We start from the raw sequence: 12,694 nt of genomic DNA on the forward strand, positions 1-12,694 counted from the left end.
TTTCTTTTTATTCTGCTGGTTTTTCTTGATTTCCAGTACTTGTTGTAGATTCTGTTGTTTCCTTTTCTGACGCTGGTTCAGTAGGTTTAGAATCTGTTGCGTTGCTCGGTTTGTTTTCGTCGCTGGCAGTTTCACTGTTAGATTCTGCAGCTGCTGATGTTTCAGTTTCGGGACTTGTCTTATCACCATTTGCCTCGGCATTTGTTGCTGGAGTTGCTTCTTCACTCGCACTTGATTTTGACTTGATTTCTTGATTCAAGACTAGAATAGCTTTTGTCAATTCAAGTAAAGCAGCTTTATCCTTACTCTTAGCAGAAAGTTGATCTAGTAATGCATCCACCTTATCAAAGTCCGCATCAGAACCCTTATTGTTTTCTAAGTAAGCGTGAAGTGACATGAGGATATCGTAAAGTTTTTGATAGAGTACAAGTGTCTGAGGATCTTGCTCAGCATTTTCTTTCTCTTGTTGAAGAGCGCTAGCAATACGAGTCAAGACATCTTTTACCTGACTATTTACTTCATCCAAGTCTGCATCAGTCTTGTTTGTAGCAACTTTGAGATTTTCTACTTCTTCTGCCAAGGATTGTCTGATTCCTTCTTCTTGGATTTGTTCCAAGAGTTGATGTGCCTTGCTCAAGAGGCTTTCTACCTCTTCCTTGCTAACATGATTGACATGCTCTTCAGGCATAAAGTCTCCATACAATTCTTTCAAGAAGCCATAAATAGCTGTCTTGGCACTTTGATTATCAACTTTTTCAGTATCTAGAACTGTCTGACTTGATTTCGCAGTAGTTGGCTGAGCTTTCAACGCTTCTTCCACTTCTTGTTTTGCCTGATATATACTTGGGAATAATTTGTTCAATTCTGCTGCCTTAAGGAAGGATTGAGATTGATACAAAGTCCAAGTCAACTGAGCTACTTTGTTTCGAAGTTCATCACTCAAACGACCGTCATTTACGTGTTCGTAGAAGTACTTGATGTATTCTACAGTTGTAACCCCTGTTCGGTCATTAAAGTCTTGAAGAGCTTGAAGTTGTGATTCAACCGCTGCTAAACCGGCCTCATCTTTAGCTAACTTAGCTTCTTGGAGTCGAACGAGTAGGTCTTTCTTAGGAAGTCCATAAGTGTCCGTATCCAGAGTATTGATTTTATCAATCAAGGCCTGATATTTCTTATCTAAAGCACTTGTTTCAACAGGTTTGACACTTTCATCAATATGGATATATTGCTTATCAAAGAGTTCAAGTGTTGCAAGATAACCTGCTGTAGAGTTAGTTGCCAGTTTCTTCATGTTTTCAGTAAACTGACCTAAAGCTAACTCAATCTGTCTTTGTTCGATAGGCTTGTCTTTGTAGATGCTTCTGCTATCAGATAGAAGTTGGTCTACTTTTGCCAAGACCGCCTTCTCATCAAAAGCACCAGGCTGGTAGTTGGATTGGAGAGCTGGAATCTTGTTTTTCAAAGCCACTTCATAGCCCTTGGTTTGAACCTTGATGTAGTGATTGTGGTCACCATGAGGAATCACAAAACTACCATTTTCTACCTGTAAGCTATAAGGAGACACACCATCACGTAAGGCAGTCGTATAAAGTTCATTTAGGAAATCAAGTTCTGGATTTCCAGTTTGGAGCGGAATTCGAACGTGTTCCTTACGAACAGCATATGGGTGGATATGAGTTGGATCGTAGGCTTGGTCTGGATTTCCAAAAACAAAGAATCCGTTTGAAATTCTAATCGCTTCAAGTGGAACGCCGTATGTCTTCGAAATATAAGCAATCTTTTCTTCATCGCTAGCATCTCTTGAGAAAGACTCTACCGTTTTAGCAAGAGGTTTTACAGGCTCTGCATCATGATGTGTTTTCAAATGGTCTTGTGCAGCCTTAATTTGCTCTGCTGTCAAATCCTTCTTGAAGAAGTAATGATTATGGTCTCCGTGACTCATGACAAAACCTTGCTCATCCTCACTGATGACACGATTAACATCAAAACCATGATCATGGTCTTCATCATGATGGTGTCCATGATGATCTTCATCGTGATCGTCATCATGAGCTGGATTTGGTGTTGCTGTATTTACACCTTTCAAGTGGTCTTGTGCGGACTTGATTTGATCAGCAGTCAAATCCTTCTTGAAGAAGTAATGATTGTGGTCACCGTGATTCATGATAAATCCTTGCTCATCCTCCGCAATAATACGATTAGCATCAAAGCCGTGATCATGGTCATCATCATGATGGTGTCCATGATGATCTTCATCGTGATCGTCATCATGAGCTGGATTTGGTGTTGCTGTATTTGCCTCTTTCAAATGGTCTTGTGCTGCCTTAATTTGCTCTGCTGTCAAGTCCTTCTTGAAGAAGTAATGATTATGGTCGCCGTGACTCATGATAAATCCTGCTTCATCTTCAGCAATAATACGATTGGCATCAAAGCCGTGTCCACCTTCTTCATGTTCATCATGTGAATTTCCTGGATTGATTGGAAGAGATGGTGAAGGTGTTGTTAGACCATTATTTGGAAGAGTCGGTTTACCAATTTGATTCGACTTAGGAATGTAATGGAAATGATCACCATGTCTGACGATATAAGCTGTGGCTGTTTCTTCAACGATATCTTTTGGATTAAAGATATAACCATCAGATGTTGAAGGAATTTCCTTATTTAACGTTGAAGAAGCATTATTCAATATAGATGGATTACTTGGAAGACTTCCTAGACTAGACGCTACTTCATGAGGTTTTTCATTTGTAGAAACTGTAGAACCAGTTCCACCGATAGGCACCATTCTAGCAATCTTTTCTTCTAAAGGAGAGAGCTTGCTGTAAGGAATAAAGTGATAATGGTCACCATGCGGAATCGCAACTCCATTTGGTGTACGACTGATAATCTTAGCAGGGTCAAAGACCAGACCATCTGATTCACTGTAACGTTTGTCGCTAGGTGAATCGTAGAGTTCTTTCAATAGACTTTGGAGATTTTCAACTTTGCTTTCTGGCTTGCTAGTTAATCCTTGCACTGTAGATTGAGTATTATTCTCACTAGCTGTTGAAGAATAGCTTAGCTGACTCGGTTGCGTATTTTTGCCAGCTAAATGAGCTTTTGCTGCTGCTAACTCACTAGAAGACAAATCACTTTTTGGAATATAGTGATAGTGACCTCCATGAGGAACTATATAAGCATCACCCGTATCTTCGATAATATCAGCTGGATTAAAGACATAACCATCATCTGTCGTATAGCGTCCCTGAGACCTTGCTACAGCAACATCAGAGCTGACCTTCTCATTATCTTTGACATGTTCTTGTTTTTGACGGTTGATTTCATCTTTAGTTCGAATATTATCAGCATGAGCTGCATCTTTCAGGTAGACATAATATTTTCCATCTACCTTGATGATATAACCACCCTTGACTTCATTGACAATATCTCCATCCTTAAGTTGATAGTTTGGATCCTTCATCAAAAGTTCTTCACTAAAGAGGGCATCATAAGGAACTTTCCCGTTATAATAATGATAGTGATCACCGTGTGACGTCACATAGCCCTGATCTGTAATTTTGATGACAATTTGCTCAGCCTGAATTCCTTCTTTCTGGCTAACCTGATCTGGTGTCAAGTTTTCAGTTTTCTGACTTGACTGACTGCCATCCACATAAGAGACACGATTATTGTCCTTATTTTCCTGCGAGCGATGCTGGTTCAGTGCATAGGCGCAAAGACTCAAGGATACGATAACAGCTGATCCGGCTGCAATATACTTTTTACTGAATTTCATAAATCCCTCATTTCAATAAATGATGAAGCTTTTTTTAACTTCTTTTTCTCGGTTAAACAGTTTTTCTAAACCGGTTATTTAACCGATTAATTAACCAGTAAATAGTTTACCTTTTTTAAGTTTATCTGTCAAGATTTTTATATCATTTTAAAAAATAAAAGCCAGTATTGCTACTGACTCTTACATCATTTTGATTTATAGTATAAAGTTTATACTGCTGGTTTCGTCGTAACTGACTCACTACCTTTTAACAAAGCAAGCAATTTTTCTGCTTCTGCCATAATGCCATTATTATCCATGGTTTGGAGACTCAAATTATTCCGTAAACCAGATAGGCTCTCTGCCACATTGTCTTTCAAACTAGCATCCGTTACTTTAGCAAGTAGAGCTTCTACTTCTTTGAGTTTGGTTTCTACTTTTTCGGTTTCTACTTGAGGTACTTCAGCTTCGTCTGTTGTATCTTTAGATACTTCTTCTGTCTCGTCTTCATCAGTGCTCGGTTTATAAAGATTATCTACTGAAAGATTTAAAGCAGCGTGATTCTCTTTTTCATCAGATTCAGGGCGAGTTGGCTCACTTACTTCATCATGTTCCTTATTTTCATTATGTTTACCGTCTTGGTCTGCCTTATTTTTACGAACATGGTCGCTGGCATTTCCCCAACCATTATCTGAGTGAGGACGTTCTTCAGGATGTTCAACATAATATTTTACAGTCGCAAAGAGATCCTCAAGGCTATAACCCTTAGGTGCTTCATAGAGTCCTTCGTCAAACCAACCAAATTTAATGTTATGGTAATGGTCGTAATGAGGTATAATTAAGCTACCATTTTTAACTTCAACAGTATGTTGTAGATTGTAAGGAATATGATCAAGTGGAACCTTCTTAGCTGCTTTCACTTTATTATAGATTGCTTCTACTCCTTTAGCATCAGTATTTCCTGAACCCTGATTATCTGTTGAAGGAGGCGTCAAACCTTTCTCTTTAGCATAAGCCTGAGCTGCCGTTCTTTCAGCTTCAGACAAACTATCTTTCTTAATCCAATGACTATGGGTCATATGCGGAGTTACATAAGCATCTCCCTCATCACTGGTAATATCACGAATGTCAAAGATATACCCATCTTCTGTTGTATACTTACCTGCTAATTTCGCTAATTTAATTTCAACATCTGTATAAGCAATTTGAGCATTTGGTTTGCCAAGTCGCTCTGGATGAGTAATTGGTGCTAAGAATGCTAATAAATCATCTACCAATTTTCCTTTATTAGAAGATTCATCATTCAAGCGTTCTGCTAATTTGTCTAAAGCTTGGAAATCAGAAGTACGCCCCTTATTTTCAGACAAGACTTTATGAGCCTCGGCCAATAAATTATATGCTTTATCATAAAATTCTTGATCACGAGGAGCGACATTTTCTTTCTTCGCAACTAGCTCATGTGTCTCTTGAGTTTTCTTAGATAAGAGATTTTCAATAGTGTCAATCTTATCCTTAGCCAGGTCTTTAGCAAGAACATAACGACTAACGCCCTTATCCTCTATAATATATCCGTCTCCAACTTTTCTAACAACCTGGTTGACATCAAATTCAGTCGGTTTATTTTCCGCTGACGCTTGAGGTTTGGTAGTAGGCGCTGGCTTCAGTGGAGTGACGCTTGGCAAGACACTGCCATTTTGTCCCTTGACAGCTATCATACGAGCCAATTTTTCTTCCAGCGGTGACATTTGTGAATAAGGAATAAAGTGATAATGGTCTCCGTGAGGCACTGCTACACCGTTAGCTGTACGTTTGATGATTTGTGCCGGATCAAAGACTAGTCCATCCGATTCCACATGGCGTTCTGACAAAGGTTTGGCATACAATTCACTTAAAAGTGTTGAAATGTCTTCCCCATGATTTTGATGATATGTTGGTGTGACAGTCAGGTTTGGAGTCTCTGTCAAACTTGGTTGGGCTGGTTTAGCATTATCACTACTTGGTTTACTTGAGCTTGTGGCAGAATGTGAGCCCTGCTTCCCATTCCAATAGGCTTGAGCAGCAGCCAATTCTCCTGCTGACAAATCACTCTTAGGAATATAGTGGAAATGATTTCCATGCGGTACAACAAAAGCGTCACCTGTATCTTCAATCACATCTGTCGGACTAAAGACATACCCATCATCCGTTGTATAAGCTCCTCCAGTTCCTCGATTCGGTGCCGGCGTATTGAGATTAAAGTTTGGTTTAATGGTTGAACTTGGTGTTGAACTTGTTCTCTCAGGACTGCTTGGTTTCGTATTATTAGAATGACTTTGAACTGGCTGACCTCCAATTGGTAGATTTCGAGCCAATTTTTCTTCCAAAGCAGACATTTGCGAATAAGGAATGAAATGGAAATGATCTCCGTGAGGAACTGCCACACCATTGGCAGTACGTTTTGTAATCTGTGCTGGGTCAAATACTAATCCATCAGACTCCACATGACGTTGGCTAAGTGGCAAAGCGTACAATTCTTGGAGGAGACTATCCAAATCCTCATTTTGACTCTCAGGAGCTGCTGCAGGATTTTGAGGAGACTCATATTGACTTGTTCTCACACTAGATCTTGTTTCAGCTCTGCTTGAACGATATTCAACTGTACTTAATTGATCACCTTTTCCAGATAAGAAGGCTTGGGCAGCAGCTAATTCGCTGGCAGACAAATCACTCTTCGGAATATAGTGGAAGTGATTGCCATGAGGAACGATATAGGCATCACCCGTATCCTCAATGATATCAGAGGCATTAAAGATATAACCATCATCCGTTGTATAGCGTCCTTGAGCTCTGGCTGCAACTACTGCCTGATCATTAGAAGCACCCCCGTGATTACTACTATGTTCCTGCTTCTGACGTTTAATCTCTTCTTTTGTACGAATATTGTCCGCATGGGCGGCATCCTTGAGGTAAACATAGTATTTCCCGTCTACCTTAATCACATAACCACCCTTGATTTCATTGACAATGTCTGAATCCTTCAACTGATAATTCGGATCTTTCATCAGCAGTTCTTCACTGATGATAGCGTCAAAAGGAACCTTGCCATTATAGTAATGATAATGATCTCCATGAGAGGTCACATAACCTTGATCCGTAATCTTGATAACAATTTGTTCGGCGTTGATTCCCTCTCTCTTACTGACTTCATCTGGTGTCAAGTTCTCTGCTTTTTGACCAGCCTGATCACCATCTATATAAGCTACTCGATTAGAATCTTTCTTAACTTGACCAGCTTGGTAACGACCAAGTTCATAGGAACAAACACTTAGGGCAAGAACTGCCACTGAACCCGCTACATATTTTTTATTGATTTTCATTCTTTCCTCATTTCAATTCTTCTGCTAAAACACTCATATTTTCTTCAAGATTTTCGAGATAAGTCTTGTCATTTTGTGGGTCTGCCTCTAAAGGATTCAGAGTTTTAAGCCCCACACCTGTTGATTTGACAAGAGTTTCAGCTACTTTTGAAGAAGCATTACTTTCTGTAAAAATCGTCTTAACCTTATAGGTCTTAACAAATTCCTGAATTTCTGTTAGTTGTCTTGGACTTGGTTCCTGTTCAGGAGAGATACCAGCGATTCCAAGTTGATTGAGTCCAAATCGCTTCGCTAGATAAGAAAAGGCTGTATGTTGTGTTACAAAGGTTTTCTGACTCGCTTTTTCAAATCTAGGCTGGAATTTCTTAGTCAATTCTTGAGCTTTTTTGATAAAGGCTTGCGCATTTTTCTGATAAGTCTCTTTATGCTCACTATCAACCTCTGAAAGTTTATCAGCAATAATTTGGGCTTCTTCTCCAGCTTTTTCAGGATCTAGCCAAGTATGAGGATCATAGAGCGTTTTTTCATCAACTCCATCCCCTGCTTCCACATCTTCTAGCCCTGGGACGCGGTCTAAAGTCATTCCCTCTGAAGCCTCTAAAACCTTCACTTTAGATTTTTTTAGATTGGGATCCAGACTTCCTGCCCAAGATTCAAGCGTATGCGAATGGTAAACAAAGACATCTGCATCATAGATGGCCGCGATGTCATTTGCCGAAGGTTCAAAGGAGTGAATTCCACTACTTGACTGAATCATTCGAACATCATTCAAATCACCAGATACTTCCTTGACCATAGCATAGATAGGATAAAAACTAGTTACAATTTTCATCCCTTTACCTGACTGGCTTTCCTTTTGACCACAAGCACCTAAACACAAAAGAAAGATACTTAACAATACTAAAAATAAACTTTTTTTCTTCATAGATAACCCCTTAACTATTTAATTAACTGGTAAACAGTTTACTCCTAAAAATTTAATCTGTCAAGCTATTTTTAGAAAAAATTTGAAATTTCTTTCACATATAAAAATCTGCTGAGTTTCAATAACTCAACAGATTCTCACTTTATATACTCAATGAAAATCAAAGAGCAAATTAGGAAGCTAGCCGCAGGCTGCTCAAAACACTGTTTTGAGGTTGTAGATGAAACTGACGAAGTCAGTAACCATGCATACGGCAAGGCGAAGCTGACGTGGTTTGAAGAGATTTTCGAAGAGTATTATTCTTCTATGGTAGAATGCTTATAACCATAAGTAAAGTAAATAATACTTCCTACTAACAATGCAACTAGGAAAGCAACCCAAGTTTCCATATTATACTGTAACATAAAGGATAAACAAATGATGATTGATAAAATTGGTAACAGAGGTACCAATGGTGTTTTAAACTCGCCCGCTTTGGGCATTCCTTTTTCTTTCCGTAAGCGAATCAGACCATAAGCCAGCATGATCAAGTAAGCCAAGGTACAAATATTTAAGAAGGCTGCGATACTAGCAAGAGGGAACATTCCTGCTGCTACTGCTGAAGCTAGACCTGTCAAGATAGTAGCATTTTTTGGTACCTTGCTTGTTTTGGTCAGTTCTTTAAAGGCAGCAGGTATCAAGCCGTCACGCGCTAAACTGTAAATCATACGTGATAGGGCATAGGTCATCGAAATACAAACTGTAATCAAGGTCAAGATAGCCACTAATGACACATAGTTGGCTGCCCAACTAATCCCAACACTGCGAAGAGCAAAAGCAACGGCATCGTCGACATTTAGATGACTATAGTGAACCACACCAGTCAAGACAAGAGTCACCAAGGCATAAAGAATGGTTACGATTGAAAGTGATAAGACAATCCCTCTCGGAATATTTTTTTGAGGAGTCTTGACTTCATCTACAGCCATAGAGATGGATTCGAAGCCTAAAAATCCAAAGAACATTAAGGACGCACCAGCCATAATACCAGTACTAGCACCATAAATTTGACCAAAACCATAAGGAGCGAAATTGCTCCAATTATCAAGCTTGATATGCCAAATTCCTACTAAAACAAAGAGAGCTAAAGCGGAAAATTTCAAAATAACTAAAATTGAATTAAAGCGTAATGCTGCTTTAGCATTGAGTAGAACAAGCGAGGTCACCAAGACCAAAACAAGAATAGGCAATAAATCAACAAATGTCCCTGCTTGAGGATTAAAGGTACCATTTAAAGCCTGAGGAAGGGCTATTCCGTATTGAGACAGTAACCCTTTAAAATAAGCTGCCCATCCCGAAGCCACACCAGATATGGCTGTCATGAACTCCATCATGGTTAACCAGCCAGCCAACCAGGCAGGGAATTCTCCTAAGATAGCATAGAGATAGCTGTAAGCACCACCTGTAGCGGGTACTCGAGAAGCAAATTCTGCAAAAAAGAGGGCTGATAATCCCACACACAAGGCAGAAATGACAATTGAAATCACTAGGGCTGGACCAGCAAGCGTTGCAGCTGCAGTACCTGTAATTGTAAAGACGCCCGTCCCTACCATGGCTCCGATACCCAACAAAATCAAATCCCATAACTTCAAATGCCTGTGCATCTCTGTTTTATCCAAACTAACATTCTTTGTTCTAAATATATTCATCTTTGACTCCAAAATAAAATGATGATTCTATTTTACCATAAATATGGGAGATTTGTGAATATTTATAAAATATTTTTCTAAAAAAATCTGACTACATATTGTAATCAGATTTTTATCGATTCTAGTTCATTTCTTTAAAGGCTGCTTCTGCATCTGCATTTCTTATTGCACCAAACTGGATTTTTCCAATCTTGCCTTGGCTATCAATCAAATATTCTGTAGGAATACTTCGGATTTGATAAGCTTGGAAAGTGCTACCCTTGGTATCGTAGAGAACTGGTATATCCTTATATCCTTGTTCCTGGAACCATTTTGGAAATTCTTCTACTGTTTTTTCCCCTTGAAGACCTGGCGCAACGACACTAAGAATTTCAAAATCTCGATCTTCTTTTGCAGCTAATTCCATCAACTCAGGCATACTTTTCTTACATGGACCACACCAGGAAGCCCAAAACTTCAAGTAAACTTTTTTACCCTTATAATCAGATAACTTAACTTCTTTGCCATCCATGGATTGCAAGGTAAAGTCTGGAGCCTCTTTTCCAACAGCAATTTGTTGTACAGGCGTTTGTTGCTGTTGTTTTGGGGCTTGTTCTGGTGCTTGAGTCTTTTTAGACTCTTCCTCCCCACAAGCCATTAATACGACTAATGACAAGAGGCTTAAGCCAGCAAACATTACTTTTTTCATCTTTTTCTCCTTTATTCAAAAATTCCAGCTAGAACATTTACTTGTCCTAAGATTAACAAAATTCCCATTAAAATAATGAGGAAACCACCAATTTTCTTCAGTAGCATCATATGACGCTTGATTTTACTAAAATAAGGCATCACTACACCTGAAGCAAGAGCCAAGAGCAAGAAAGGAATGGCCATACCCAGAGTGTAAATAAGAGTATAGATAGCTCCTTGCCAAGCGCCATTGCCGCCTGAAGCCGCAAGTGCTAAAACAGAACTCAAAACTGGACCAATACAAGGCGTCCAACCAAAGCTAAAGGTAATACCGAGTAAAAAGGCCGACCAATAACGATTGGCTTCTGATTTCTTAAAAGTAAAGCTTTTTTGAACCTCTAATTTCTTAAAATGAAAAATTTCCATCTGGTGAAGGCCCAAAATAATGATAATCGTACCCATGGTATAGCGAAACCAATTGGCATAGAGAATATTACCAAAGTAACCAGCACCAAATCCTAGAATAAAGAAAATAAGAGAAATACCTGCAATAAAGCAAAGTGTTCGAATCAAGCCTGACCAGGCAACTTTTCTTCCAAACAAGGAGAAGCTTTTTGCACTTTCCTGATCATCCAGCAAAATTCCAGTGTAAACTGGTAACAGAGGAAAAATACAGGGAGAAAAGAAGGACAAAATCCCTGCTAGAAAAACGGAGATTGAAAATACTATCGTTTCCAATAAAGAACCAACTTTCTTAAGATTTCTAATCCTATTTTACTATAATCAATTTTATTTGTATGATTTCCGCTACGCAAATTGAATTAGCCTATACATGAATAGTCATTTCTGCCACTAGTTAATTCAGATTTTGCCCCAAAAATGCCCTAAGAACACAAAAAAGCCCATCACACAAGCTCAAATGCTTGATATGACAGGCTTTTTAAAGGCTGATTATTTAACAGCGTCTTTAAGAGCTTTACCAGCTTTGAATGCTGGAACTTTAGAAGCTGCAATTGTGATTTCTTTACCAGTTTGTGGGTTGCGACCTTTACGTGCAGCACGCTCACGAACTTCAAAGTTACCAAAACCGATCAATTGAACTTTTTCACCAGCTGCAAGGTAATCAGCTACTGCTGCGAATACAGCTTCAACTGCTGCTGCTGAGTCTTTCTTAGTCAATTCTGTAGCTTCTGCTACTTTAGCGATCAAATCTTGTTTGTTTGCCATGTTAATGATTCCTCCAATTTAATTTCTAATTAACAAATATAATCATATCCTAAAATCCCTTATAGGTCAAGTTAAAAACGCTATTTCTTCCCATTTTATTTATTTTTTTAGGAGTGGTAACGTACCAAAATAGCCCAAGCGTTCTCACCTGTGTGCGTTTGAATAATAGATCCTGTTTCCAGAACTGAAATTGGCTTTTCAACATAAGTTTGTAAACTTTCTTTCATCTCTTTTGCCCAATCAGCACTACCAGAATATGAAATTCCAATCTCTGCTACAGAACGTCCAGAAAGAGAATTTGTCAGCTCATCTAACCATTTTTTAAAGGTTTTAGCTCCACGACCTTTAACAATTGGTTGCAATTCATGGTTCTTCATCTGCATAACAACACGGATGTTAAGGAGCGAACTCAATAATCCAGTTACACGGCCAATTCGTCCACCTTTGACAAGATTTTCCAAAGTTGAAACACCAATATAGAGTTCTGTGTGGTTTTTAACCTCTTCTACATGAGATAAAATTTCCTCCAACTCTTTTCCTTCTTGTGCTAACTTCGCAGCTTCAACAACTTGGAATTTCAGTGCTTGGTCAGTGAAGGAACTATCAATAACTGTCACATCGGCAGTAGATAAGCTAGCACCTTGGCGCGCTGCTTCTACAGTACCAGAAAGAGCATGGGACATATGAATAGCAAGAATCTGGCTACCATCCTTGCATAGGTCTTCAAAAACTTCAGCGAAGACACCTACAGGCGGTTGACTGGTTTTCGGAAGATTCTTACTTGCTTGCATCAACTGAAGAAATTTACCTTCTTCTTTCAAATCAGCATCAGAATAAACAACATTATCAATCATTACAGATAATGGAACAACAGTAATATCTAATTGATTTACGAGTTCTGGTTCAATAGTAACAGATGAATCGGTTACAATCTTAATTTTTGTCATAGTGTCAATCTTTCTATTTTAGGATTCAGATTGGTTTTCTTACTTCTAATTATATCAAAAAAAGATTGAAAATCCTAATGGAGTCATTCAATTTTTTCTTAAAAATTTGATATAATCTACTTATAAGA

Annotated in this window: 8 protein-coding genes; all 8 read right to left on the reverse strand. The window is 38.7% G+C overall.

What is annotated here, in order from left to right; all coding sequences use genetic code 11:
• Positions 1-7 precede the first annotated feature (7 nt).
• The 8 genes from N8M16_RS01540 to N8M16_RS01575 all read right to left on the reverse strand — a co-directional run bounded on the left by N8M16_RS01540 (position 8) and on the right by N8M16_RS01575 (position 12,566).
• Positions 8-3,775 (reverse strand): pneumococcal-type histidine triad protein, encoded by a 3,768-nt coding sequence (locus tag N8M16_RS01540; RefSeq protein WP_261069527.1) that lies wholly within the window; start codon positions 3,773-3,775, stop codon positions 8-10.
• A 209-nt stretch (positions 3,776-3,984) separates the two neighbouring features.
• Positions 3,985-7,110: a pneumococcal-type histidine triad protein gene (locus tag N8M16_RS01545; protein WP_261069528.1), complete on the reverse strand. Its 3,126-nt coding sequence runs from the start codon at positions 7,108-7,110 to the stop codon at positions 3,985-3,987.
• A gap of 7 nt (positions 7,111-7,117) precedes the next feature.
• Complete coding sequence (gene adcAII / locus N8M16_RS01550) at positions 7,118-8,035, reverse strand: zinc-binding lipoprotein AdcAII (protein WP_000730403.1); 918 nt, start codon at positions 8,033-8,035, stop codon at positions 7,118-7,120.
• Between the two features lie 296 nt (positions 8,036-8,331).
• Complete coding sequence (locus N8M16_RS01555; protein ID WP_261069529.1) at positions 8,332-9,723, reverse strand: APC family permease; 1,392 nt, start codon at positions 9,721-9,723, stop codon at positions 8,332-8,334.
• Positions 9,724-9,844: 121 nt separating this feature from the next.
• Entirely contained in the window at positions 9,845-10,411 is a 567-nt protein-coding gene (gene sdbB, locus N8M16_RS01560) for a thiol-disulfide oxidoreductase-associated lipoprotein SdbB (RefSeq protein ID WP_024057793.1), read from the reverse strand.
• Between the two features lie 11 nt (positions 10,412-10,422).
• Positions 10,423-11,130 carry a cytochrome c biogenesis CcdA family protein gene (gene ccdA2, locus N8M16_RS01565; RefSeq protein WP_247949214.1) on the reverse strand — a complete coding sequence of 236 codons (708 nt, stop codon included), beginning with the start codon at positions 11,128-11,130 and terminating at the stop codon, positions 10,423-10,425.
• 213 nt (positions 11,131-11,343) lie between these two features.
• Positions 11,344-11,619 (reverse strand): HU family DNA-binding protein, encoded by a 276-nt coding sequence (locus tag N8M16_RS01570; RefSeq protein ID WP_001284637.1) that lies wholly within the window; start codon positions 11,617-11,619, stop codon positions 11,344-11,346.
• Positions 11,620-11,726: 107 nt separating this feature from the next.
• Positions 11,727-12,566, reverse strand: coding sequence for a DegV family protein (locus tag N8M16_RS01575; RefSeq protein WP_261010965.1), 840 nt, complete (start codon positions 12,564-12,566; stop codon positions 11,727-11,729).
• Between the last annotated feature and the right edge of the window lie 128 nt (positions 12,567-12,694).

Origin of the sequence: Streptococcus mitis (assembly GCF_946188375.1) — a bacterium.
GTDB classification, from domain to species: Bacteria; Bacillota; Bacilli; order Lactobacillales; family Streptococcaceae; genus Streptococcus; species Streptococcus mitis_CX.